The 23,334-nt window shown below is 50.8% G+C and carries 25 protein-coding genes; 18 read left to right on the top strand and 7 right to left on the bottom strand.

All coding sequences use genetic code 11. The features are described 5' to 3' along the window. The first annotated feature begins 78 nt into the window (after positions 1–78). From folC to hisP, 10 genes are all read left to right on the top strand, one after another. The gene (folC, locus tag LG384_RS16090) at positions 79–1,347 is read left to right on the top strand and encodes a bifunctional tetrahydrofolate synthase/dihydrofolate synthase (protein WP_048220975.1); all 1,269 of its coding nucleotides are present in this window, start codon (positions 79–81) and stop codon (positions 1,345–1,347) included. Further along, entirely contained in the window at positions 1,337–2,029 is a 693-nt protein-coding gene (dedD, locus tag LG384_RS16085) for a cell division protein DedD (protein ID WP_225761222.1), read from the top strand. The genes folC and dedD overlap by 11 nt, the downstream gene beginning before the upstream one ends. Positions 2,030–2,298: 269 nt before the next feature. Then, on the top strand, positions 2,299–2,787 hold the full coding sequence (gene cvpA, locus LG384_RS16080) for a colicin V production protein (RefSeq protein WP_045445679.1): 489 nt from the start codon (positions 2,299–2,301) through the stop codon (positions 2,785–2,787). 35 nt (positions 2,788–2,822) lie between these two features. After that, on the top strand, positions 2,823–4,340 hold the full coding sequence (purF, locus tag LG384_RS16075) for an amidophosphoribosyltransferase (RefSeq protein ID WP_045445676.1): 1,518 nt from the start codon (positions 2,823–2,825) through the stop codon (positions 4,338–4,340). 95 nt (positions 4,341–4,435) lie between these two features. Beyond that, positions 4,436–5,005, top strand: a complete 570-nt coding sequence (locus LG384_RS16070) for a UbiX family flavin prenyltransferase (RefSeq protein ID WP_045445673.1) — start codon at positions 4,436–4,438, stop codon at positions 5,003–5,005. A 287-nt stretch (positions 5,006–5,292) separates the two neighbouring features. Further along, a complete protein-coding gene (argT, locus tag LG384_RS16065) occupies positions 5,293–6,075 on the top strand; it encodes a lysine/arginine/ornithine ABC transporter substrate-binding protein ArgT (protein ID WP_225761221.1) in 783 nt (260 codons plus the stop codon). Positions 6,076–6,321: 246 nt separating this feature from the next. After that, the gene (gene hisJ, locus LG384_RS16060; RefSeq protein WP_045445667.1) at positions 6,322–7,104 is read left to right on the top strand and encodes a histidine ABC transporter substrate-binding protein HisJ; all 783 of its coding nucleotides are present in this window, start codon (positions 6,322–6,324) and stop codon (positions 7,102–7,104) included. A 187-nt stretch (positions 7,105–7,291) separates the two neighbouring features. Further along, positions 7,292–7,978, top strand: a complete 687-nt coding sequence (locus LG384_RS16055; RefSeq protein WP_045445664.1) for a histidine ABC transporter permease HisQ — start codon at positions 7,292–7,294, stop codon at positions 7,976–7,978. Continuing rightward, a complete protein-coding gene (gene hisM / locus LG384_RS16050) occupies positions 7,975–8,682 on the top strand; it encodes a histidine ABC transporter permease HisM (protein WP_045445661.1) in 708 nt (235 codons plus the stop codon). Before LG384_RS16055 ends, hisM begins: the two co-directional genes overlap by 4 nt. 13 nt (positions 8,683–8,695) lie before the next feature. Beyond that, complete coding sequence (hisP, locus tag LG384_RS16045) at positions 8,696–9,469, top strand: histidine ABC transporter ATP-binding protein HisP (protein ID WP_003028114.1); 774 nt, start codon at positions 8,696–8,698, stop codon at positions 9,467–9,469. A 46-nt stretch (positions 9,470–9,515) separates the two neighbouring features. On the opposite strand, the gene LG384_RS16040 is transcribed toward hisP, so the two are convergent. From LG384_RS16040 to yfcG, 4 genes are all read right to left on the bottom strand, one after another. After that, positions 9,516–10,031 (bottom strand): GNAT family N-acetyltransferase, encoded by a 516-nt coding sequence (locus LG384_RS16040; RefSeq protein WP_200010375.1) that lies wholly within the window; start codon positions 10,029–10,031, stop codon positions 9,516–9,518. An 84-nt stretch (positions 10,032–10,115) separates the two neighbouring features. Beyond that, the gene (locus LG384_RS16035; RefSeq protein WP_045445642.1) at positions 10,116–11,009 is read right to left on the bottom strand and encodes a TIGR01777 family oxidoreductase; all 894 of its coding nucleotides are present in this window, start codon (positions 11,007–11,009) and stop codon (positions 10,116–10,118) included. 19 nt (positions 11,010–11,028) lie between these two features. Continuing rightward, positions 11,029–11,391: a dihydroneopterin triphosphate 2'-epimerase gene (gene folX / locus LG384_RS16030; RefSeq protein ID WP_045445639.1), complete on the bottom strand. Its 363-nt coding sequence runs from the start codon at positions 11,389–11,391 to the stop codon at positions 11,029–11,031. Between the two features lie 64 nt (positions 11,392–11,455). After that, positions 11,456–12,082 (bottom strand): GSH-dependent disulfide bond oxidoreductase, encoded by a 627-nt coding sequence (yfcG, locus tag LG384_RS16025; protein ID WP_045445636.1) that lies wholly within the window; start codon positions 12,080–12,082, stop codon positions 11,456–11,458. 130 nt (positions 12,083–12,212) lie between these two features. Here yfcG and yfcF point away from each other — a divergent pair, with 130 nt between their 5' ends. From yfcF to yfcD, 3 genes are read left to right on the top strand one after another with little or no spacing between them, the layout of a single operon-like run. After that, on the top strand, positions 12,213–12,857 hold the full coding sequence (gene yfcF, locus LG384_RS16020) for a glutathione transferase (protein WP_048220981.1): 645 nt from the start codon (positions 12,213–12,215) through the stop codon (positions 12,855–12,857). A gap of 55 nt (positions 12,858–12,912) precedes the next feature. After that, positions 12,913–13,464 (top strand): phosphodiesterase, encoded by a 552-nt coding sequence (yfcE, locus tag LG384_RS16015; protein WP_045445630.1) that lies wholly within the window; start codon positions 12,913–12,915, stop codon positions 13,462–13,464. A 56-nt stretch (positions 13,465–13,520) separates the two neighbouring features. Next, positions 13,521–14,093, top strand: coding sequence for an NUDIX hydrolase YfcD (gene yfcD / locus LG384_RS16010; protein ID WP_045445627.1), 573 nt, complete (start codon positions 13,521–13,523; stop codon positions 14,091–14,093). A 4-nt stretch (positions 14,094–14,097) separates the two neighbouring features. Here the strand turns inward: yfcD and LG384_RS16005 are convergent, their stop codons facing one another. Continuing rightward, positions 14,098–15,117 carry a LacI family DNA-binding transcriptional regulator gene (locus LG384_RS16005; protein WP_045445624.1) on the bottom strand — a complete coding sequence of 340 codons (1,020 nt, stop codon included), beginning with the start codon at positions 15,115–15,117 and terminating at the stop codon, positions 14,098–14,100. A 249-nt stretch (positions 15,118–15,366) separates the two neighbouring features. On the opposite strand from LG384_RS16005, the gene LG384_RS16000 reads away from it, so the two are divergent. The 5 genes from LG384_RS16000 (at position 15,367) to LG384_RS15980 (ending at position 19,397) form a co-directional block, all read left to right on the top strand. Continuing rightward, positions 15,367–15,810: a PTS sugar transporter subunit IIA gene (locus LG384_RS16000; protein WP_045445621.1), complete on the top strand. Its 444-nt coding sequence runs from the start codon at positions 15,367–15,369 to the stop codon at positions 15,808–15,810. 77 nt (positions 15,811–15,887) lie between these two features. Further along, entirely contained in the window at positions 15,888–16,160 is a 273-nt protein-coding gene (locus LG384_RS15995) for a PTS sugar transporter subunit IIB (protein ID WP_045445618.1), read from the top strand. A gap of 72 nt (positions 16,161–16,232) precedes the next feature. Beyond that, the gene (locus LG384_RS15990) at positions 16,233–17,624 is read left to right on the top strand and encodes a PTS ascorbate transporter subunit IIC (RefSeq protein WP_048220983.1); all 1,392 of its coding nucleotides are present in this window, start codon (positions 16,233–16,235) and stop codon (positions 17,622–17,624) included. After that, complete coding sequence (locus tag LG384_RS15985; protein ID WP_045445611.1) at positions 17,621–18,451, top strand: transketolase; 831 nt, start codon at positions 17,621–17,623, stop codon at positions 18,449–18,451. Before LG384_RS15990 ends, LG384_RS15985 begins: the two co-directional genes overlap by 4 nt. Beyond that, complete coding sequence (locus LG384_RS15980; RefSeq protein ID WP_225761220.1) at positions 18,444–19,397, top strand: transketolase family protein; 954 nt, start codon at positions 18,444–18,446, stop codon at positions 19,395–19,397. Before LG384_RS15985 ends, LG384_RS15980 begins: the two co-directional genes overlap by 8 nt. 38 nt (positions 19,398–19,435) lie before the next feature. Here LG384_RS15980 and yfcC read toward each other — a convergent pair whose 3' ends face one another. Further along, entirely contained in the window at positions 19,436–20,956 is a 1,521-nt protein-coding gene (gene yfcC / locus LG384_RS15975) for a putative basic amino acid antiporter YfcC (RefSeq protein ID WP_045445605.1), read from the bottom strand. A 216-nt stretch (positions 20,957–21,172) separates the two neighbouring features. Next, positions 21,173–23,317, bottom strand: coding sequence for a phosphate acetyltransferase (gene pta / locus LG384_RS15970; RefSeq protein ID WP_045445603.1), 2,145 nt, complete (start codon positions 23,315–23,317; stop codon positions 21,173–21,175). Positions 23,318–23,334 lie beyond the last annotated feature (17 nt).

Genomic DNA, 23,334 nt, shown 5'->3' with positions numbered 1-23,334 from the left:
GAAAGGCGACGAGTATAAAAGGGCAGGGCCGGTCGGCGCTGCCTTTTTCTTTTCTCACCGTAGCGAATTACATAAATCATGGACAATAAACGTATCCCTCAAGCCACGTCGCCCCTGGCGTCGTGGCTTTCTTATCTGGAAAACCTGCACAGTAAAACCATCGATTTGGGCCTTGAGCGTGTCAGCCAGGTTGCGGCGCGGCTGGGTATTCTTAAACCGGCTCCATTCATCTTCACGGTGGCGGGAACCAACGGTAAGGGTACAACCTGCCGCACGCTGGAGTCCGTACTGACGGCAGCCGGATATAAAGTCGGTGTGTACAGCTCTCCCCATCTGGTGCGCTACACAGAACGTGTTCGTGTGCAGGGAAATGAGTTACCGGAAGCGGCCCACACAGCCTCATTTGCTGAGATTGAAGCCGCACGCGGTGACATTTCCCTGACCTATTTTGAATATGGCACGCTGTCGGCGCTGTGGCTGTTCAAACAGGCACAGCTTGATGTGGTGATTCTGGAGGTTGGCCTGGGTGGGCGTCTGGATGCCACGAATATTGTCGATGCTGATGTCGCGGTGGTTACCAGTATTGCGCTCGACCATACTGACTGGCTGGGACCTGATCGTGAAAGTATTGGTCGTGAGAAGGCCGGCATTTTCCGTGCCGAAAAACCGGCTATTGTTGGCGAACCTGAAATGCCTTACACCATTGCAGATGTCGCGCAAGAGACCGGAGCGAATTTGCAACGATATGGCGTGGACTGGCGCTATGCTGTAACGGACAATGACTGGTCCTTTACGGACTGTCACGGTACGCTGGCGCACCTGCCGTTACCACAGGTTCCACAACCAAATGCCGCAACTGCACTGGCTGCCCTGCGGACAAGTGGACTTAATGTGAGCGAGCAGGCGATTCGTGAAGGTATCGAGTTGGCTATTTTGCCGGGACGCTTCCAGATTGTGAGCGAGTCGCCACGTGTTATTTTTGATGTCGCCCATAATCCTCATGCGGCGGAATATCTGACCGGGCGTCTGAAAAAGTTAGTGAAAAACGGGCGCGTACTGGCGGTTATCGGTATGCTACATGATAAAGATATTGCAGGTACGCTGGCCTGGTTGAAAAGCGTGGTTGACGCCTGGTATTGTGCTCCCCTGGAAGGTCCGCGGGGCGCGACAGCAGAACAACTGCTGGAGCATTTGGGCAAAGGCGAAGCCTATGGCAGCGTTGCTCAGGCATGGCATGCTGCGCTGGCAGATGCAAAACCAGAAGATACCGTGTTGGTGTGTGGATCGTTTCACACTGTCGCACATGTCATGGAAGTGATAGACGTGGGGAGAAGCGGTGGCGAGTAAGTTTCAGAATCGATTAGTTGGCACAATTGTGCTGGTGGCGCTTGGGGTGATTGTGCTTCCCGGGTTGCTTGACGGGCAAAAAAAACATTATCAGGATGAGTTTGCGGCGATCCCTCTGGTGCCTAAACCTGGCGATCGCGATGAGCCAGACATGATGCCTGCGGCAACGCAGGCGCTGCCGACGCAACCGCCAGAAGGCGCGGCAGAAGAGGTGCGTGCAGGTGATGCTGCTGCGCCGTCACTGGATCCGTCACGCCTGACTGCGGCAAACAGTGCGGAGTTTGATCCCATACCTGCGCCTGTCGAACAGCCGAAACCAAAACCGAAGCCGCAACCACAGCCTGTTGCACCTGCACCTGCACCTGCACCTGCACCTGCGCCAACGCCAACGCCAACGCCAACGCCGAAACCGGCAGTTGCGGAGACTCCGGCCCCAACCGGGAAAGCGTACGTCGTGCAACTCGGTGCGCTGAAAAACGCCGATAAGGTCAATGAGATCGTTGGTAAACTTCGGGGAGCTGGCTTCCGGGTATATACTTCCCCGTCAACGCCAGTACAGGGTAAAATAACCCGCATTCTTGTCGGGCCTGACGCCTCCAGAGATAAGCTGAAAAACTCGCTCGGCGAACTGCAAAAGATCTCCGGTTTGAGTGGGGTTGTGATGGGTTACACCCCGAACTAAATCGTGGCGCCAGCGTCGCTATCCTGCACGGGATTGTGCCTGATGGCGGTGTGCAGGCAGGCTTACAGTGTTGCTGTGTTGTGAGCCGGATAAGGTGCTTGCACCGCCATCCGGCAGTGCCCGAAGAGGCAAAAAGTTCGATGGCGTTGAAGATTTTTTCAGCGCCATTTTTATTTACGCGTGGAAAGGAAATCCCTACGCAAACGTTTTCTTTTTCTGTTAGAATGCGCCCCGAACAGGACGACAGGGCGTAAAATCGTGGGACACTTATGGTCTGGATTGATTACGCCATTATCGCGGTGATTGGTTTTTCCTGTCTGGTTAGCCTGATCCGTGGCTTTGTTCGTGAAGCATTATCGTTGGTGACTTGGGGTTGTGCTTTCTTTGTCGCCAGCCATTACTACACTTACCTGTCTGTCTGGTTTACGGGCTTTGAAGACGAACTGGTTCGAAATGGGATTGCTATCGCGATACTGTTTATCGCGACACTTATCGTCGGCGCTATCGTTAATTTTGTGATAGGCCAACTGGTGGAGAAAACAGGCCTGTCGGGTACCGACAGGGTGTTGGGGATCTGCTTTGGTGCTCTGCGAGGAGCGTTGATCGTCGCCGCCATTCTGTTTTTTCTCGATACGTTTACCGGTGTGTCGAAAAGTGAAGACTGGAGCAAGTCACAGTTGATCCCGCAGTTCAGTTTTATCATCAGATGGTTTTTTGACTATCTGCAAAGCTCGTCAAGTTTCTTGCCCAGACCCTAACGGTTCTGAGATGTGGCTTAACGAGGAAAAGACGTATGTGCGGTATTGTCGGTATCGCCGGTGTTATGCCGGTAAACCAGTCGATTTATGACGCGTTAACGGTGCTCCAGCATCGTGGTCAGGATGCCGCTGGCATCATCACCATTGATGCCAACAACTGCTTCCGTTTGCGAAAGGCAAACGGAATGGTGAGCGACATTTTTGAAGCTCGCCATATGCAGCGTTTGCAGGGCAATATGGGCATTGGCCATGTGCGTTACCCAACGGCTGGCAGCTCCAGCGCCTCCGAAGCTCAACCTTTTTACGTCAACTCACCATATGGCATTACGCTTGCCCACAATGGCAACCTGACCAATGCGCATGAGCTGCGTAAAAAGCTGTTTGAAGAAAAGCGTCGCCACATCAACACCACTTCAGATTCTGAAATTCTGCTGAATATTTTCGCCAGCGAGCTGGATAACTTCCGTCACTATCCGCTGGAAGCCGATAATATTTTTGCGGCTATCGCCGCAACTAACCGCCAGATCCGCGGCGCATATGCCTGCGTGGCGATGATTATCGGTCACGGGATGGTCGCTTTCCGCGATCCTAACGGTATTCGCCCACTGGTGCTTGGCAAACGCGATATTGGCGATGGTCGTACCGAATACATGGTTGCCTCCGAAAGCGTGGCGCTGGATACGCTTGGTTTTGAATTCCTGCGTGACGTTGCACCTGGCGAAGCGGTGTATATCACTGAAAAAGGCCAGTTGTTTACCCGTCAGTGTGCGGATAATCCGGTCAGTAATCCGTGTCTGTTCGAATACGTCTACTTTGCGCGTCCTGATTCTTTCATCGACAAAATTTCCGTCTACAGCGCCCGTGTGAATATGGGGACTAAGCTTGGCGAAAAAATTGCCCGCGAGTGGGAAGATCTGGATATTGACGTCGTCATCCCGATTCCGGAAACCTCTTGTGACATCGCGCTGGAAATAGCCCGTATTCTTGGCAAACCGTATCGCCAGGGTTTTGTGAAAAACCGCTATGTGGGGCGCACTTTTATCATGCCGGGTCAGCAGTTGCGCCGTAAATCTGTACGCCGTAAGCTGAATGCTAACCGTGCTGAATTCCGTGATAAGAACGTGTTGCTGGTGGATGATTCTATCGTGCGCGGCACCACCTCAGAACAGATTATCGAGATGGCGCGTGAAGCCGGGGCGAAGAAGGTGTACCTGGCCTCTGCCGCACCGGAAATCCGCTTTCCGAACGTCTACGGTATTGACATGCCAACGGCGACGGAGCTAATTGCTCACGGGCGCGAAGTGGACGAGATCCGCCAGATAATTGGTGCTGACGGTCTTATCTTCCAGGATCTGAACGATCTGATTGAAGCCGTGCGCGCTGAGAACCCGGATATTCAGCAGTTTGAATGCTCGGTGTTTAACGGTGTGTATGTCACTAAAGACGTCGACCAGAAGTACCTCGATTTTCTTGATTCCCTGCGTAATGATGACGCCAAAGCAGTACTGCGTCAGAACGAAGCTGAAAACCTCGAGATGCACAACGAAGGTTAATGCTCTACAGCAAGCAAGGGGGAGAAGTCCCCTTGCTTGCAACTCCCCGTAAAATCCTGCAAAGTCAGCCCTGAAACAAGAAAGGGCGGTTAAACATGAAACGACTCATCATAGGGATCAGCGGCGCTAGCGGCGCAATTTATGGCGTGCGCTTGTTGCAGGTGTTGCGTGACGTTGCTGATGTGGAAACCCATCTGGTGATGAGCCAGGCGGCGCGACAGACGCTGGCACTTGAAACGGACCTCTCTGTACGCGACGTGCAGGCATTAGCGAATGTAAATCATGATGCGCGTGATATCGCCGCCAGTATTTCATCCGGCTCGTACCAGACGGCTGGAATGGTTATCCTGCCATGTTCAATTAAAACGCTATCTGGCATTGTCCACAGCTACACCGATGGGCTGCTCACCCGTGCAGCTGATGTTGTGCTAAAAGAGCGCCGCCCTCTGGTGCTGTGCGTGCGTGAAACACCTCTGCATCTGGGACATCTGCGTCTCATGACGCAGGCGGCGGAAATTGGTGCTGTGATTATGCCGCCCGTACCGGCGTTTTACCATCGCCCTCAGACGCTTGATGACGTGATTAATCAAACGGTTAACCGTGTGTTAGACCAGTTTGATATCTCTCTCCCTCAGGACCTGTTTACCCGCTGGCAGGGGGCATAAGCTGCTCTGTCAGCGTGCAACTCTGTATTCGTTGCCCTGTTTCAGGGCAATTTTGTAACCGCGATCATATCCTCAACATTTAATTCGTTAAAACTCAACGAAACGCTGCGGTTCAACCGTCATACCTGCTATCTTCAAAATCAGGACAATATTGCAACGTTTTATTAACATATTTAACGTCGAATATCCTCATCGACGCGAAAATGGCATAAGACCTGCATGAAAAAGTCTGCAAACACACAACACAACGTAAAACATAATAAAATTACGCCACTTGAGGGTTATGTATGAAGAAGACGGTTCTTGCTTTGTCTTTGCTGGTAGGACTTTCCGCAACCGCGGCCAGCTACGCAGCACTTCCGCAGACAGTTCGTATTGGTACAGATACAACCTACGCCCCTTTTTCCTCTAAAGATGCGAAAGGGGATTTTGTCGGGTTTGATATCGATCTCGGAAATGAGATGTGTAAGCGTATGCAAATCAAATGTACCTGGGTTGCCAGTGACTTTGATGCGCTAATCCCATCGCTGAAAGCGAAAAAAATTGATGCCATCATCTCCTCGCTTTCTATCACCGAGAAACGCCAGCAAGAGATTGCTTTCTCAGACAAACTCTACGCAGCAGACTCACGTCTGATCGCGGCGAAAGGTTCTCCAATCCAGCCGACTCTGGATTCTCTGAAAGGTAAACACGTTGGGGTACTGCAAGGCTCCACCCAGGAAACCTATGCCAATGACACCTGGCGCAGCAAAGGCGTGGATGTAGTGGCATACGCGAACCAGGACCTTATCTATTCTGACCTGACAGCAGGGCGCCTCGATGCGGCATTGCAGGATGAAGTTGCTGCCAGCGAAGGCTTCCTGAAACAGCCAGCAGGTAAAGACTATGTGTTTGCTGGTCCTTCGGTAAAAGATAAAAAGTATTTCGGAGACGGAACCGGAATTGGTTTACGCAAAGATGACGTGGAACTGAAAGCTGCTTTTGATAAAGCGTTGGGTGAGCTGCGTCAGGATGGCACCTACGACAAAATGGCGAAAAAGTATTTTAACTTTAATGTCTACGGCGACTGATACGCTGAAACGGGAATTGATTGCACCATAGAGGCTAACCATTACGGTGCATAATAAATCCAGTGCACTGTTTTGGTGCTTTTATCGCTGTCTTAATGAGCATGATTGCATACTTAAGCGCTTTTCATGCAAAAAAATATTGCCGGCAAGGTAGAATGCTTTGCCTTGTCGGCCTGATTAATGGCACGATAACTGCACCTGGTCCTGTAAAGATCCCCTATAAAAGACAGTCTGTTGAGGATAGTTATGAAAAAACTGGTGTTGTCTCTTTCTCTGGTCCTGGCTTTCTCCAGTGCTACCGCAGCATTTGCAGCCATTCCGCAAAAAGTCCGTATCGGTACCGATCCTACTTATGCCCCGTTTGAATCGAAAAATGCGCAGGGTGAACTGGTTGGTTTTGATATTGATTTGGCAAAAGAACTCTGCAAACGCATTAATACACAATGTACCTTCGTGGAAAACCCGTTGGATGCGCTGATCCCTTCGTTAAAAGCGAAGAAAATCGACGCTATCATGTCTTCGCTTTCCATTACTGAAAAACGTCAGCAGGAAATTGCTTTTACCGACAAACTTTATGCAGCGGATTCTCGTCTGGTAGTTGCTAAAGATTCTGATATCCAGCCGACAATCGAGTCGCTGAAAGGCAAGCGTGTCGGTGTTCTGCAGGGCACTACCCAGGAAACATTCGGTAACGAGCACTGGGCGCCAAAAGGCATTGAAATTGTCTCCTATCAGGGGCAGGACAATATCTATTCTGACCTGACTGCCGGACGAATCGACGCCGCGTTCCAGGATGAAGTCGCTGCCAGTGAAGGCTTCCTGAAGCAACCTGTAGGTAAAGATTACAAATTCGGTGGCCCGTCTGTGAAAGATGAGAAACTGTTCGGCGTGGGTACCGGAATGGGGCTGCGCAAAGACGATAACGAACTGCGCGAAGCACTGAATAAAGCATTTGCAGAAATGCGTGCTGACGGTACTTACGAGAAACTGGCGAAAAAGTACTTTGATTTTGATGTTTACGGCGGTTAATCACCGCAGGTGCTGATAAAGCCCGTAGATTGTTGATCGACTTATTGCCTGATGGCGACTGCGCCTTATCAGACCTACGACGAAAGCATGTAGGCCTGATAAGCGAAGCGACATCAGGCATAAAACGTGTCGAGACAACATATCAAAAGAGGCTCATTACTTCACCACACACAACAGGACAGGCAGCATGTTGTATGGCTTTTCAGGTGTTATTTTACAGGGCGCGATTGTTACGCTCGAGCTGGCTCTCAGCTCAGTAGTGCTGGCGGTCCTGATAGGTCTTGTCGGCGCGGGAGCGAAGCTTTCGCAAAGTCGGGCAATGGGGCTAATTTTCGAAGGGTACACGACGTTAATACGTGGAGTACCCGATCTTGTCTTAATGCTGCTCATATTCTACGGGTTGCAGATTGCGCTTAACACCATAACCGACGCAATTGGTATCAGCCAGATTGATATCGATCCGATGGTGGCGGGTATTATCACGCTCGGTTTTATCTACGGGGCCTATTTTACCGAAACCTTTCGCGGTGCGTTTATGGCTGTACCCAGAGGCCATATTGAAGCGGCAACTGCATTCGGTTTTACCAGTTCACAGATATTCCGCCGCATTATGTTTCCGGCGATGATGCGCTATGCATTGCCGGGAATTGGTAATAACTGGCAGGTTATTCTTAAAGCCACGGCACTGGTTTCTCTGCTCGGACTTGAAGACGTGGTGAAAGCCACTCAGCTTGCGGGTAAGAGCACCTGGGAGCCGTTCTACTTTGCCGTGGTGTGCGGCGCTATCTATCTGGTGTTTACCACTGTTTCTAACGGTGTGCTGCTGTACCTTGAGCGCCGCTACTCCGTGGGTGTGAAGAGGGCTGACCTGTGATTGAGATTATTCAGGAGTACTGGAAATCCCTGCTATGGACCGACGGCTATCGCTTCACCGGCGTGGCAATAACGCTGTGGTTGCTGATCTCATCTGTGGTAATGGGGGGCATCCTGGCGCTGTTTTTGGCGATTGGTCGTGTTTCCAGCAATAAGTTTATCCAGTTTCCCATCTGGCTATTTACCTATATTTTTCGTGGAACACCGCTTTACGTTCAGTTGCTGGTGTTTTATTCCGGAATGTACACGCTGGAAATCGTTAAAGGGACAGACTTCCTCAACGCTTTTTTCCGCAGTGGCCTTAATTGTACCGTGCTGGCGCTAACGCTAAACACCTGTGCCTATACCACAGAGATTTTTGCCGGGGCAATCCGTTCGGTACCTCATGGCGAGATTGAAGCCGCGCGTGCCTATGGCTTCTCTTCATTTAAAATGTATCGCTGTATTATTTTGCCTTCAGCATTGCGTATTGCGCTGCCAGCATACAGCAATGAAGTCATTTTAATGTTGCACTCAACGGCGCTGGCATTTACGGCGACGGTGCCGGATTTGTTGAAAATCGCCCGCGATATCAACTCGGCAACTTACCAGCCGTTTACCGCATTCGGTATTGCCGCCGTACTGTATTTGATGATTTCGTATGTCCTGATCAGTCTGTTCCGTAAAGCGGAAAAACGCTGGTTGCAGCATGTCTCCTCTAAATGATTCGAGTAACACGATGTCTGAAAATAAATTAAACGTTATCGATTTACATAAGCACTACGGCGAACATGAAGTGCTGAAAGGGGTATCGCTGCAGGCCAACGCGGGTGATGTTATCAGTATTATTGGCTCGTCAGGTTCCGGTAAAAGTACGTTCCTGCGCTGCATTAACTTTCTCGAAAAACCGAGCGCTGGGTCGATTGTGGTCAGTGGTCAGAATATTGGCCTGGTACGCGACAAAGACGGTCAACTCAAGGTGGCGGATAAAAACCAACTTCGTCTGTTACGTACGCGACTGACTATGGTCTTCCAGCACTTCAACCTGTGGAGCCATATGACGGTGCTGGAAAACGTCATGGAAGCGCCGATTCAGGTGTTAGGTTTAAGCAAACAGGAAGCTCGCGATCGCGCGGTGAAGTATCTGGCCAAAGTCGGTATTGATGAACGCGCCCAGGGTAAATATCCGGTACATCTGTCCGGTGGGCAACAGCAGCGTGTATCTATTGCTCGCGCGCTGGCAATGGAGCCGGAAGTGCTGCTATTTGATGAGCCGACTTCAGCCCTTGATCCGGAGTTGGTCGGTGAAGTACTGCGCATTATGCAGCAACTGGCCGAAGAGGGAAAAACCATGGTGGTCGTCACCCATGAAATGGGATTTGCCCGGCATGTCTCCACGCACGTTATTTTCCTGCATCAGGGGAAAATCGAAGAAGAAGGCGATCCGGAGCAGGTATTCGGCAACCCGCAGAGTCCACGTTTGCAGCAGTTCCTGAAAGGGTCATTGAAGTAGTACTGCTGTACCGTCCAAAATGCCCGGGGGCACCTCACTTCCGGGCTTATAAACCCCGTGCTGGACACTCCAGACGATAGACACAGTCGTCATACCGTATGCCATTCACTTCGTATGCTTGCTCGAGTACCTGGGTGAGTACAAAACCTGTCTTTTCCAAAATGCGTACTGACCCCGTATTCTCGGCTAACACATATGCGTTTATCGCGGTGACTCCTGCCTGCTGAAAGGCGTAATCGCACACAGCACGGACTGCCTCGCTGGCGATACCTTTTCCCTGTGCCTGTGGGACGACGGCGTAGCCGATATCTGCTTCCTGAGGATAAAGATGACTAATTTGTAAGCCAATATCGCCCAACGGCGTATTGTTATTATGTTCACGGATAACGAAGGAATGCTTAGCGGAAAGGCGTCTGGCAAACAGTAAGCGCGTTTCTTTTGCCGTGGAGATGTCAGCCATATAACGCATTATTTCCGGGCTTTCACGCAGCCTGAGGAAAAATGACCAGTCAGAGAGTTGATATGCAGAGAGGATAAGTCGGGGAGTCGTTATTATCGCCATAAAGTCGCTATTAAATGTCGCCATTGAGGTAGTCAGTTTTATAACCTTACCACCACAATAGCGACAGTGAACAGTCAGCAGAGATTATCGCAGGACATCCGCCAGCGCTTCTTCCAAATCATACCAGCGAAATGCAAAACCAGCGGCTTCCAGGCGTTTGGGTAACGCTCGCTGCCCGCCGAGGACCAGCACCGATGATTCCCCCATCAGTAACCGCATGGCCGTCGCAGGGACGCGCACGATAGCAGGTCGGTTCAGGGCATGACCCAGCGCGTGGGCGAACTGCTCGTTACGTACCGGGTATGGTGAAACCATATTGAAGGGGCCGTGCAGATCGTTATCCAGCAGCCAGATAATACCGTTCACCATATCGTCAATATGGATCCAGGCAAGATATTGGCGTCCGTTACCGATAGGACCGCCCAGGCCAAGACGAAATGGTGGAACCATTTTTGCCAGGATCCCGCCAGCAGGAGCCAGCACAACCCCTGTACGTAGCAAACACACGCGTGTTCTGTCGCTTTGCGCACTGCTGGCAATGTTTTCCCATTGAGCGCACAACTTATGGGTAAACTCGTTATGCGGTGGCTCTTCTTCTGTGACGACTACCTCGCCAAGGTCACCGTAATATCCTGCCGCGGAACCCGATATCAATACCGCTGGTGGTGTGTCGCTGGCCCTGATTAGATCGACCAGTTTCTGTGTAATAACCCAGCGGCTCTGGCACAGTCGCTCTTTTTGCTCAGCAGTCCAGCGCTTATCCGCGATAGGTTCACCGGCAAGGTTAATGACTGCTTCAATTCCATTGAGGTTGTGTTGGTCCTCAAGTCCTTTCCAAATCGTGACCCGTGAATCCAGGATCTGGCGGGCTTTATCGGGGGTACGTGTCACTACGGTTATCTGATGCCCCAATTCCAGCAGACGGGGGATCAGATGGCGTCCAATCAGGCCAGTACCGCCAGTAATCAGAATCTGCATGTCGCCTCCCGGGTAACGATTAGCGCTGCCAGCTCAGCGTCATGGAAACGGAGTCGGCATAACGCAATGCGTGAAGTTTATCGATCTCTACTTCAGCATAAGTGACCCAGTGATGTTCGCGTGCGATATCGAGCACATCTTGAGTTAATTTTTCTAATAATGAGAAGCGGTTACTTTCCACATGTTGAATTATGCTCTTGGTGATCGTGCGGTAATTCAACGCATCGTTGATATCTTCACTGGTACGGGCTATGTCTGCCGGATAGTGGATGGCTATGTTGATGACGATATCCTGCCGGTTGAGGATCTCCTCTTCTTTGATGCCAATAAAGGTGCGCAGACGAAGGTTTTTTATACGAATAATAGCGTCAGGTTGTGACATTGCAGGTTTCCTCCATGTATGAACCTCTGCATGATACACGAGAACCTAATCGCGTTACTTCTTCTCACTGAGCAGTTTGCTGCATCGCGCGTTCCGTGGCGGGACGCGTACGGATACGCTCGTACCAGTTATTGACTGCCGGATAAGTATCGAGATCGATACGTTGCCGCTGGTGGGCGTTAATCCAGGGCCAGCAAGCAATATCCGCAATACTATAATGATCGCCACCCAGCCAGGGTGAAGTTTCCAGACGCTTATTCATCACGTTATACAATCGGTGGGTCTCAACCTGATATCGTTCAATGGCGTAAGGGATCGTCTGCGGTGCGAAGTGATTAAAGTGGTGATTTTGGCCTAGCATAGGACCTAATCCGCTGACCTGCCAGAAGAGCCACTGTAGCGTGGTATGGCGTTCTCGCAATTCACCACTTAGCAGCTTTCCGCTCTTCTCCGCCAGGTAGAGCAAAATTTCACCAGATTCAAACAGACTGATCGGTCTTCCGCCATCTTCCGGGGCATGATCGACAATTGCAGGAATTTTATTATTTGGCGAAATAGCCAGAAAATCGGGATGAAACTGATTACCTTTGCTGATATCCACATGAATTAAACGGTACTTCAACTGCGCCTCTTCCAGAAACAGCGTGATTTTATGTCCGTTGGGCGTTGGTGTGTAGTAGAGGTCGATCATTTTCAGCGTCCGTTTTGTCACCTGGTCACTACAAGTATAGAACCTGCTGACGAGCGTGAGTTTTCATCAAGTGACAGAGTGAGAAAGACTCTATATTTTGAAAGTAAGCCAATACATCTCTGAGGATATTATGAGCAAACCTGCAATTACGCTGTGGTCAGATGCAAACTTTTTCTCCCCGTACGTGTTGTCCGTATATGTTGCTCTACAAGAGAAAGGGCTGCCTTTTACGCTGAAAACAGTAGATCTCAACCATGGCGAACACTTGCAGCCTTCATGGCAAGGGTATGCGCTCACGCGCCGTGTACCGGTTCTCGAGATCGACGGTTTTGAACTGAGTGAATCATCGGCAATTGCCGAGTTTCTTGAAGAGAGCTTCGCGCCGCCGCAATGGGAGCGGATTTACCCTCACGATATCCAGAAACGCGCCCGCGCCCGCCAGGTTCAGGCCTGGATCCGTAGCGATCTCATGCCGATTCGTGAAGAGCGTTCAACGGACGTGGTCTTTGCCGGTGTAAAAAAACCGCCGTTAAGTGAAGCGGGGAAGGCGAGTGCGGAAAAATTGTTTGCCACAGCGGGCAACTTACTGGCCCATGGGAAACAGAATTTATTTGGTGAATGGTGTATTGCAGATTGCGATTTAGCGCTCATGCTTAATCGTCTGGTCCTTAACGGAGATGATGTTCCTGAGCAGTTAGCGGAATATGCAGCGTTCCAGTGGCAGCGTGCATCGGTACAACGTTTTATCGCGCTTTCCGCGAAGCGTTCCTGCTGATCATCGGGGCGTAATCCAGTATCATTGAAAGGTAATTTTCAACGAGGAGTGAGTGATGAAACTGATGTTCGCATCGGACATTCATGGTTCGTTGCCAGCCACGGAGCGCGTACTTGAGAGGTTTACCCAAAGCGGTGCGCAATGGCTGGTGATATTGGGTGATGTTTTAAACCACGGGCCGCGTAATGCGTTGCCGGAAGGCTATGCGCCGGCGCAGGTTGCCGAGCGTTTGAATGAGCAGGCATCGCGTATTATTGCGGTGCGTGGCAACTGTGACAGCGAAGTGGATCAGATGCTCCTGCAATTTCCGATAACTGCACCGTGGCAGCAAATTCTGACAGATAATCAGCGCCTCTTTTTGACGCACGGACATCTTTTTGGCCCGGAAAATCTTCCGCCCCTGAGTGCCGGAGATGTGCTGGTTTATGGGCATACTCATTTGCCGGTTGCAGAACAGCGTGGGGAGATTTATCACTTTAACCCTGGTTCGGTCAGCATCCCGAAAGGGGGTTTTACGGCAAGCTACGGGATTCTGGATGATAATGTTCTCAGAGTAATGGCACTCAATGATCAAAGTATCATTGCGCAGGTCGAGATTAATCCGTAATTTACCCCACAAACGTAAACGCGCCGTAAGAGCGCTAGAAAAAAGAAGGTTTCCTGATGGTGGAACAGCGTCGTTTGGCAAGTACGGAATGGGTGGATATTGTGAATGAAGACAACGAAGTCATCGCACAATCCAGCCGGGAACAGATGCGGGCGGAACGCTTACGTCATCGTGCAACGTATATCGTTGTGCATGATGGTATGGGTAAAATTTTGGTTCAGCGCCGCACCGAGACAAAAGACTTTTTGCCTGGCATGTTGGATGCCACAGCAGGTGGCGTCGTTCAGGCAGATGAGCAACTTCTCGAATCGGCCCGTCGCGAGGCAGAAGAAGAGTTAGGCATCGCGGGCGTACCGTTTGCCGACCACGGGCAGTTTTATTTTGAAGATAAAAATTGTCGGGTTTGGGGGGCGTTGTTTAGTTGTGTATCTCATGGGCCGTTCGCGTTGCAGGAAGAAGAGGTTAGCGAGGTTTGCTGGCTGACACCGGAAGAAATTACGGCGCGCTGCGACGAATTCACGCCAGATTCACTGAAGGCGCTGGCGTTGTGGATGACCCGCAACGCCAAGAATGAGTCCGCGACTAAGTCGTCAGAGACCCAACAAGAAAAGCAGGAAGAGGCGGAGTAGAACCTCAACAGCTATCTCGCATGCATAAACTGGAGGCGATCTGTTTTTGATCGCTCCAGTTTCCATCCTGAATTCTCGCCAGCAATGCGCGCCCGGCCTCAAGACCAATCTTACGATGTGGTACAGCCATTGTTGTCAGTGGCGGTTGGCAGACTTTGCTCACATCGCTATTGCCGAACCCCACGACAGCAAGATCATCAGGAACTTTAATACGTCGCCGCTGACATTCGTACAATACGCCGCAGGCCAGTTCATCTGACACACAGACCAGCGCGTCCAGCTCCGGCCAGGCGAGAATAAATTCGGGAAGTTGTGACGTTCCGGTAGAAAAAACCGGGGGTAATGCGGCATTAATCACCCGATTTGGTGACATATGATGACGCAACATCGCTTTATACCAGCCTTGTAAATGTTGCTGAAAAATCCACTGCTCCTGATTGGCACATAACAGGCCAATGTTCTGGTAGCCACGCTGAATCAGCATCTCAGTCAGTTCAAACATAGCCGCGACGTTATCAATGCCGATATTCATATCGATGGGGTCGCTACGAATGGCACCGATTTCCATAACCGGAATAGACGCATTTTTCAGCCAGTGCCGCACGGTGTCGTTGTGTTCGACGCTAAGCAATATTGCGGCTGCAATATTTGAGGCAAGCAGTGTTTCCAGTAGTTTTTCTTCCTGCTCAAGACGATTGCGGGACTCTGCCAGCATTATCTGGTATCCGGCTGGCTGTAAAATTTCCTGCAACCCCGCGAACATTTCTGAACAACCTGCCTCAGCCAGATTAGGCACCACCATGGCAATTGTGCGTGATGAAGCTGATGCCAGCGCACTTGCCGCAAGATTAGGCATATACCCGAGCTCATGCACCGCCGCTTCAATTTTTTCTCTGAGTTTATCGGATACCTGTTCAGGGGTGCGTAATGCACGGGAGACGGTCATAGTGCCAACACCAGCAAGCTGAGCAACATCGGCGATGGTCACTTTTCCTGTACTACGCCGTTTTCGAGTTAGAGACATACAAATTCCTGCTTAATTACAACCAGTTGAGCTGTTTTTTTATTGTCATTCTTTGCTTCGCGTAAAGGGCAGTATACGCCTTAAATCATTTTTTTTGCTGTGATTTCACTCAGTAATCGTATTTTGATAGCGCTATCACATAACCGAACGATATCTTTTGATAGCGCTATCTTTGTGACTACGATCGCAGATATGGTTTCAGTGGTTGAATAAAGTTTGTCCATATTGAGCGAATGCTAAGGAGGAAAAGTGCTGAGTACCTGGTTAACGGATAGAACCATTATGCTGTGCGAAAGCGTAGAGGATTGGCCGCAGGCTCTGGAGCTTTGTGCCAGACCCTTGCTGAATGCGGGAGTCATTACGTCTGATTACCTCACTGCCATTGTCGCGCAGCACCATAAGTTAGGCCCTTATTATGTGCTGGCTCCGGGTCTTGCGATGCCCCATGCCAGGCCAGAAGAAGGAGCGAAAGACTTAGGTTTGTCGCTGCTGAAATTAAAGCAAGGTGTTTCATTTGGTGCAGGAGAGTTTGATCCAGTTGATATTATTATTATGCTGGCCGCTCCAGATAAACACAGCCATATTGCCATGATTTCTGCCCTTGCTGAGTTATTTTCAAGTGATAAAGAACTTGCGCAATTACATAGTGCTACAACACGGGAGGAAATTAAAAAAATTATTTCACGCTTCTGATTTAAGTCCAGATTGAATGTTATGAAACATTACGCGTGAGCGTGATGCGGGTGTACTCTACTAAAAAGGTGATAACAATGAAAATCATGGCTATTTGTGGCTCTGGCCTGGGCAGCAGTTTTATGGTTGAAATGAATATTAAAAAAGTCCTCAAAAAACTCAATATTGAGGCGGAAGTCGAACACTCCGATCTCTCCTCCGCCACGCCAGGGGCCGCCGACCTGTTCGTCATGGCTAAAGATATTGCTGCCAGCGCCAGCGTACCAGAAGCACAACTGGTAGTGATTAATAATATTATCGATATCAATGAACTCGAAGCGCAGCTATGCGCATGGTTCGATAAACAATAACTGTATATGTGCGTAATCACTCAGACTGCATTTCGGCAGTTTGACTGCCCATGTGCATAAAGCGAGGTGGATATGTTTATCCTTGAAACGCTAAATTTTGTTGTTGATATACTGAAAGTACCCTCTGTGCTGGTAGGATTAATTGCCTTAATTGGCCTGGTTGCGCAGAAAAAGGCTTTTTCTGATGTTGTTAAAGGTACCATTAAAACTATTCTTGGATTTATTGTGCTTGGTGGTGGGGCTACCGTATTGGTTGGTTCATTAAATCCATTGGGCGGGATGTTTGAGCACGCTTTTAATATCCAGGGTATTATTCCCAATAACGAAGCGATTGTCTCTATTGCGCTAGAAAAATACGGTGCCTCGACGGCGCTTATTATGGCATTTGGGATGGTGGCCAATATTATTGTCGCCCGTTTTACTCGATTGAAATATATCTTTTTGACCGGGCATCACACCTTTTATATGGCCTGTATGATCGGCGTAATCCTGACTGTGGCAGGATTTGACGGGGCGGGGCTGGTCTTTACGGGGTCACTGATTCTCGGGCTGGTCATGGCCTTTTTCCCTGCACTGGCGCAGCGTTATATGCGCCGTATCACAGGCAACGATGAGATTGCTTTCGGTCACTTCGGCACGTTGGGATATGTGCTCTCAGGCTGGATTGGAAGCGTGTGCGGTAAAGGCTCTCGCTCAACAGAAGAGATGAATCTGCCGAAGAATTTAAGCTTTCTGCGTGACAGTTCTATCTCTATTTCCCTGACCATGATGATCATCTACCTGATTATGGCAATTAGCGCCGGGCGGGAATACGTTGAAAGTACCTTCAGTGGTGGGCAGAACTATTTGGTTTACGCCATCATCATGGCAATTACCTTTGCTGCAGGGGTGTTTATCATTCTGCAAGGGGTGCGCCTGATTCTGGCGGAGATCGTGCCGGCCTTTACCGGTTTTTCTGAAAAACTGGTGCCTAATGCCCGGCCTGCACTTGACTGTCCGGTAGTCTATCCCTACGCCCCTAATGCTGTATTAATTGGTTTTCTGTTCAGCTTTCTCGGTGGTCTGGTGGGGCTGTTCTTACTTGGGCAGATGAAGCTGGTGTTAATTTTGCCGGGCGTGGTGCCACACTTTTTCACTGGGGCAACTGCGGGGGTATTTGGTAACGCCACCGGTGGGCGTCGTGGGGCAATGATTGGCGCTTTTGCTAATGGCCTGCTAATCACTTTCCTGCCCGTACTTCTTCTACCTGTACTGGGTGCAATCGGCTTTGCCAACACGACCTTTTCAGATGCTGACTTTGGTGTGGTAGGCATTGTCCTTGGCAACCTTGCTCGCTATTTGTCCCCTCTCGCTATCACTGGTCTGGTTGTCGCGCTCTTTGCGTTACTGGTTGCCTGGAACGTGTTCGCTAAAAACAGAACGGCAGCGGGTAATGCGCCGGAAAATAATGGAGCCAAATCATGAATGTGAATGAAGTTACACAACTGGCGAAAGAGATCCGCATCGCCACGCTGAAATCGCTGACGCATCTGGGGTTTGGCCATTTCGGCGGCAGTATGTCGGTCGTGGAAACGTTGGCCGTCCTGTATGGTGCAGTGATGAAAATCGACCCCGCCGATCCGGACTGGCCGGAACGTGACTATTTCGTCTTATCCAAAGGTCATGCGGGGCCGGCACTGTACAGTACTCTTGCGATCAAGGGGTATTTCCCGATTGAAGAATTGAGCACGCTGAACCAAAACGGTACTCGTTTGCCCAGCCATCCGGACAGGCTTAAAACGCGTGGTGTAGACGCTACCACTGGCTCGTTAGGACAGGGCATATCTATCGCCGCTGGGATGGCGTTATCCCATAAGCTGGCAAAGCGTCCGAATCGGGTATTTTGCATTGTTGGCGATGGCGAACTGAACGAAGGTCAGTGCTGGGAGGCGTTTCAGTTTATTGCGCACCATAAGCTGAATAACCTGACGGTGTTTGTTGACTGGAATAAACAACAGTTAGATGGCGAACTGGATGACATCATTCGCCCGTTTAGCCTGGAGGACAAATTCACGGCCTTTGGTTTTGAGGCGATCACGGTGAAAGGGGATGATATTGCAGGCCTGCTGACTGCAGTGCAGTCGCGTCTGAATGAAGAGACTCGACCTCGGATTGTTATTCTCGACAGTATCAAAGGACAGGGTGTGCCATATCTGGAACATCTCAGCAATTCCCATCACCTGCGTCTGACGGAAGAAATGAGACAGGCGTTGAATGAAACCGTTCATCATCTGGAGGCCACGCATGATTAAGCTCGCGCCCGCAGGGCAAAAAGATAACGTAGAGATGCGTAAGGTATATGCCGGATTCGTGGCGAAAGAAGTGGCAGCAGGAAGCCCGATTATTGCTCTTGAAGCCGATCTGATGAGTTCGATGGCAATGGACAGTGTGGCGCGGGATTACCCGCAGCGCGTTATTAACTGCGGCATCATGGAAGCCAATGTGATTGGTACTGCCGCTGGACTGGCATTAACGGGGCGTAAACCGTTTGTGCACACTTTCACTGCATTTGCCAGCCGTCGTTGTTTCGATCAGCTGTTTATGTCACTGGACTATCAGCGTAATAACGTGAAGGTGATCGCTTCAGATGCCGGGGTTACCGCTTGTCACAACGGAGGTACGCACATGTCCTTTGAAGATATGGGGATTGTGCGCGGCCTGGCGCATTCGGTGGTACTGGAAGTGACGGATGCGGTGATGTTCGACGATATCTTACGCCAGCTTCTGGAGCTTGAGGGCTTCTATTGGGTACGCACAATCCGTAAGCAGGCGTCGAGTATCTACGCGCCAGGATCGACATTTACGATCGGCAAAGGGAATGTTCTGCGCGAAGGCGAAGATGTCACGCTAATAGCCAACGGGATTATGGTTGCAGAAGCGCTGGAAGCCGCACGACAACTGGAGCACATAGGGGTAAATGCGGCAGTCATCGATATGTTTACTCTGAAGCCTATCGATAGGATGTTGGTGAAGAACTATGCCGAGAAAACGGGACGAATTGTGACCTGTGAAAACCACAGTATTCATAATGGACTGGGGTCAGCAGTGGCTGAAGTGCTGGTGGAAACGTGCCCGGTACCGATGCGTCGGGTTGGTGTCAAAGAACGTTATGGTCAGGTTGGGACACAGGATTTTTTACAGGAAGAATATGGACTCACCGCCGCGGCGATTGTTGAGGCAGCGAAATCATTAATGTGAAGGAACGCCCCTTGTCATAGGTGACAAGGGGCTTATTTTTAATGATATCCCATTATCTGTGCGCCTATCACCACCACGCTGGACATAATAAACAGCAGCCCCAGCAGCGTTGCTCCCACTTTCAACCAGTTGCGGAAGTCCACCCGGCAAACGCCCAATGTCGCCATAAGTGACGCGGATGTTGGATAGATAATATGGCTGAAACCATCACCAAACTGGAAAGCGAGAACGGTAACCTGGCGGTTTACACCGACTAAATCACCGAGAGGCGCCAATAACGGCATAGTCAGCGCCGCCTGGCCTGAGCCGGAGGTGACAAAGAAGTTAAATACTGCCTGAAATAGCAGCATAAACCATGCAGCGATAGCATTGTCCAGACCGCTGATACCGTTGGCAATACTGTGCAGGAGAGTATTTAACACACTGGCATCCCCCGCCTCTCCATTGCCCACAAGCAGTAAAATACCCTTGGCAAAACCAACCAGCAGGGCAGGGGCAATCATCATCCGCGCACCTTCGGTAAACGACGAGGCCATAATGTTGACCGTCATACCATTGAGCCGGAAGATAACGCCAATAATGCCTATCACCAGACCCATGGTGAAGAACTGGCTGGCGATTTCAGGAATGAACCATGCGTTGACAATCACGCCCCAGACAACCCAAATCATCACGCCGGTGAGTACTAACAATACCAGCCAGTCGCCCAGAGTGAAACGCCGCTCCACGACGTCATCCTGCTGCTCGCGGAAGAAACGATCGGATTCATGAACGCGTGAAAGTAGAGGATTCTTTTTGATGCGTGATGCGTAGGCGAGGGTGAAAGTGAGACCAATCAGGGTCGCAACGACCCATACCACGATACGCAGGCCAGAGCCGGAGAGCACCGGTACACCCGCAATGCCTTGCGCGACAACCACACAGAACGGATTCATCCACGAGCTGGCAAAGCCAATTTGGGTGGCGATGTAGGTAACGAGCACAGTGGTGATACTGTCGTAACCCAGGCGTACCATGAGCGGTGCAATGATAATGGCAAAAGCGACAGCCTCTTCTCCCATGCCAAATACAGCACCACCTAATGAGAAGAGAATAAACAGCACCGGGATAAACAAGACCTCGTTACCCCGCGTATGACGGATAAGCGCCAGGATGCCGTTATCAATGGTTCCTGTACGCATAACAATGCCAAATGCGCCGCCAATTACCAGCATAAACATAATGATGCCAACGGCAGTGCCAAATTTTGAGCCGGAGGTTAAACCTTCAAACGGAAAGTTCATCAGTCCGGGACTTTCATCGCCGGTGGTGAAAAACTTAACCCGATGGTACTGCTCTTCACCCGCATCGTTGGTCAGTATACGAAACGAGTGGGGATCGACCACTTTCCGGGTTTTGGTCTGCCCATCAACCTGGTACTGCACCTCCTGGCTGTCGAACATGCCGACGGGTACAACCCAGGTCGCCAGGCTGGTTAAAATGGCAACGAAAAATATGATCACCAGCGTATCGGGCATTGCCCATTTCTTAGCGGGTTGTGATTCTGTTACTGCAGACATGAAGAGCTATCCCTGTTGCAAAGCAAAGAGGCTAAGTATGCAAACAGGAGAATAGTTATTCATTGATGCAGCGCAGTTAAGCAAATATTTCAGAAATTACTAATTGGAATAACAGGCATAAAAAAACCGGAAATATCAGCTATTTCCGGTTTAAAGAACCACTATCTGTAGGCCAGACTGGACGCGTTCACGTCACCATCTGGCGTACAAAGCAGATTACTGCTGCTGCTGAGACGACTGGATCGCGGTCAGTGCGATGGTGTAGACGATATCGTCTACCAGCGCGCCACGAGACAGGTCGTTCACCGGCTTGCGCATACCCTGCAGCATCGGCCCGATGGAGATCAGGTCGGCAGAACGCTGTACCGCTTTGTAGGTGGTGTTACCGGTGTTCAGATCCGGGAAGATGAACACGGTAGCGCGACCCGCAACCGGAGAGTTCGGCGCTTTGGATTTCGCAACGTCAGCCATAACAGCGGCATCGTACTGCAGCGGGCCATCGATCATCAGGTCTGGACGTTTTTCCTGCGCCAGACGAGTTGCTTCACGTACCTTCTCAACATCGCTACCTGCACCAGAAGTACCGGTGGAGTAGGAAAGCATCGCTACGCGCGGTTCGATACCGAAAGCAGCTGCGGAATCTGCAGACTGAATTGCGATTTCTGCCAGCTGCTCTGCAGTCGGATCCGGGTTGATCGCGCAGTCGCCGTAAACGTATACCTGATCCGGCAGCAGCATGAAGAACACAGAAGATACCAGAGAGCTACCTGGTGCAGTTTTGATCAGCTGCAGCGGTGGGCGAATGGTGTTCGCTGTGGTGTGAACAGCACCAGAAACCAGACCGTCAACATCGTCCTGTTCCAGCATCAGGGTACCGAGAACCACGTTGTCTTCCAGCTGTTCGCGGGCAACGGTTTCGGTCATCCCTTTGTTTTTACGCAGTTCGACCAGACGAGCAACGTAGCTTTCGCGAACCACATCCGGGTCAACGATTTCTACGCCAGCACCCAGCTCAACGCCCTGAGAGGCTGCAACACGGGTGATTTCATCCGGGTTACCCAACAGTACGCAAGTTGCGATACCACGTTCAGCACAGATGGCTGCCGCTTTAACGGTACGCGGTTCGTCGCCTTCCGGCAGAACAACGCGTTTACCGGCTTTACGAGCCAGTTCGGTTAACTGATAGCGGAACGCTGGCGGAGACAGACGACGGCTGCGCTCAGAGGTCGCAGTCAGGGATTCAACCCAGTCAGCGTTGATATAGTTAGCAACGTATTCCTGAACTTTCTCAATGCGCTCGTGATCGTCAACCGGAACTTCCAGGTTGAAGCTCTGCAGGCTCAGAGAGGTCTGCCAAGTGTTGGTGTTCACCATAAATACCGGCAAGCCGGTTTCGAATGCACGTTCGCAAAGTTTGGTGATGCGCGCGTCCATCTCGTAACCGCCAGTCAGCAGCAGGGCACCGATTTCAACGCCGTTCATTGCCGCCAGGCATGCTGCAACCAGCACATCAGGGCGATCGGCAGAAGTCACCAGCAGAGAACCAGCACGGAAGTGCTCAAGCATGTGTGGAATGCTGCGTGCGCAGAAAGTCACAGACTTCACGCGACGGGTGTTGATATCGCCTTCGTTAACGATGGTAGCGTTCAGGTGACGCGCCATATCGATTGCACGAGTAGCGATCAGGTCAAAGCTCCATGGCACCGCGCCCAGAACCGGCAGCGGGCTGGACTCTTGCAGTTTAGCCGGATCAACTTTGATCACTTTCGCTCTGGAAGAGTCGTCGAAAATCTCGGACAGATCCGGGCGAGTACGGCCTTGCTCATCAACCGGTGCGTTCAGTTTGTTAACGATAACGCCGGTGATGTTGGTATTTTTTGCGCCGCCGAAGCTGCTGCGAGTCAGTTCAATACGCTCGTTCAGCTGTTCCGGGGTGTCAGTACCCTGAGACATAACGAATACGATTTCCGCATTCAGCGTTTTCGCGATTTCGTAGTTCAGAGATTGTGCGAACTGATGTTTACGGGTTGGGACCAGGCCTTCAACCAGTACGACTTCTGCATCTTTGGTGTTCGCGTGGTAATTCGCGATGATCTCTTCCATCAGCACATCTTTCTGATTGCTGGAGAGCAGAGATTCAACGTGGCTCATCTTCAGCGGCTCAGCAGCTGGTAAAGAAGAGTTAGCACGTACGATAGCGGTGGTCTGGTCTGGCGCATCGCCACCGGCACGCGGTTGAGCAATCGGCTTAAAGACGCTCAGACGAACGCCTTTGCGTTCCATTGCGCGGATAACGCCAAGGCTGACGCTGGTCAGGCCGACGCTGGTTCCGGTAGGGATCAGCATAATAATACGGGACACGGTTTATCCTCTTTCGT

This window comes from Citrobacter sp. Marseille-Q3906 (assembly GCF_916618775.1).
GTDB classification, from domain to species: domain Bacteria; phylum Pseudomonadota; class Gammaproteobacteria; order Enterobacterales; family Enterobacteriaceae; genus Citrobacter; species Citrobacter murliniae.
The sequence above is the reverse complement of the archived record's forward strand: the minus strand, read 5'-3'. Positions and strand labels throughout refer to the sequence as shown.

What these genes read in the sequence shown, in the direction of transcription:
- LG384_RS16055 (WP_045445664.1), top strand. Translation starts at nt 7,292, where the DNA reads ATGTTGTATGGCTTTTCAGGTGTTATTTTACAGGGCGCGATTGTTACG.
- folC (WP_048220975.1), top strand. Translation starts at nt 79, where the DNA reads ATGGACAATAAACGTATCCCTCAAGCCACGTCGCCCCTGGCGTCGTGG.
- LG384_RS16035 (WP_045445642.1), bottom strand. Translation starts at nt 11,009, where the DNA reads ATGCAGATTCTGATTACTGGCGGTACTGGCCTGATTGGACGCCATCTG.
- LG384_RS16070 (WP_045445673.1), top strand. Translation starts at nt 4,436, where the DNA reads ATGAAACGACTCATCATAGGGATCAGCGGCGCTAGCGGCGCAATTTAT.
- LG384_RS15990 (WP_048220983.1), top strand. Translation starts at nt 16,233, where the DNA reads ATGTTTATCCTTGAAACGCTAAATTTTGTTGTTGATATACTGAAAGTA.
- hisP (WP_003028114.1), top strand. Translation starts at nt 8,696, where the DNA reads ATGTCTGAAAATAAATTAAACGTTATCGATTTACATAAGCACTACGGC.
- yfcF (WP_048220981.1), top strand. Translation starts at nt 12,213, where the DNA reads ATGAGCAAACCTGCAATTACGCTGTGGTCAGATGCAAACTTTTTCTCC.
- yfcG (WP_045445636.1), bottom strand. Translation starts at nt 12,082, where the DNA reads ATGATCGACCTCTACTACACACCAACGCCCAACGGACATAAAATCACG.
- LG384_RS16005 (WP_045445624.1), bottom strand. Translation starts at nt 15,117, where the DNA reads ATGTCTCTAACTCGAAAACGGCGTAGTACAGGAAAAGTGACCATCGCC.
- hisJ (WP_045445667.1), top strand. Translation starts at nt 6,322, where the DNA reads ATGAAAAAACTGGTGTTGTCTCTTTCTCTGGTCCTGGCTTTCTCCAGT.
- purF (WP_045445676.1), top strand. Translation starts at nt 2,823, where the DNA reads ATGTGCGGTATTGTCGGTATCGCCGGTGTTATGCCGGTAAACCAGTCG.
- LG384_RS15980 (WP_225761220.1), top strand. Translation starts at nt 18,444, where the DNA reads ATGATTAAGCTCGCGCCCGCAGGGCAAAAAGATAACGTAGAGATGCGT.
- LG384_RS16040 (WP_200010375.1), bottom strand. Translation starts at nt 10,031, where the DNA reads ATGGCGATAATAACGACTCCCCGACTTATCCTCTCTGCATATCAACTC.
- LG384_RS15985 (WP_045445611.1), top strand. Translation starts at nt 17,621, where the DNA reads ATGAATGTGAATGAAGTTACACAACTGGCGAAAGAGATCCGCATCGCC.
- yfcD (WP_045445627.1), top strand. Translation starts at nt 13,521, where the DNA reads ATGGTGGAACAGCGTCGTTTGGCAAGTACGGAATGGGTGGATATTGTG.
- yfcC (WP_045445605.1), bottom strand. Translation starts at nt 20,956, where the DNA reads ATGTCTGCAGTAACAGAATCACAACCCGCTAAGAAATGGGCAATGCCC.
- argT (WP_225761221.1), top strand. Translation starts at nt 5,293, where the DNA reads ATGAAGAAGACGGTTCTTGCTTTGTCTTTGCTGGTAGGACTTTCCGCA.
- cvpA (WP_045445679.1), top strand. Translation starts at nt 2,299, where the DNA reads ATGGTCTGGATTGATTACGCCATTATCGCGGTGATTGGTTTTTCCTGT.
- yfcE (WP_045445630.1), top strand. Translation starts at nt 12,913, where the DNA reads ATGAAACTGATGTTCGCATCGGACATTCATGGTTCGTTGCCAGCCACG.
- LG384_RS15995 (WP_045445618.1), top strand. Translation starts at nt 15,888, where the DNA reads ATGAAAATCATGGCTATTTGTGGCTCTGGCCTGGGCAGCAGTTTTATG.
- folX (WP_045445639.1), bottom strand. Translation starts at nt 11,391, where the DNA reads ATGTCACAACCTGACGCTATTATTCGTATAAAAAACCTTCGTCTGCGC.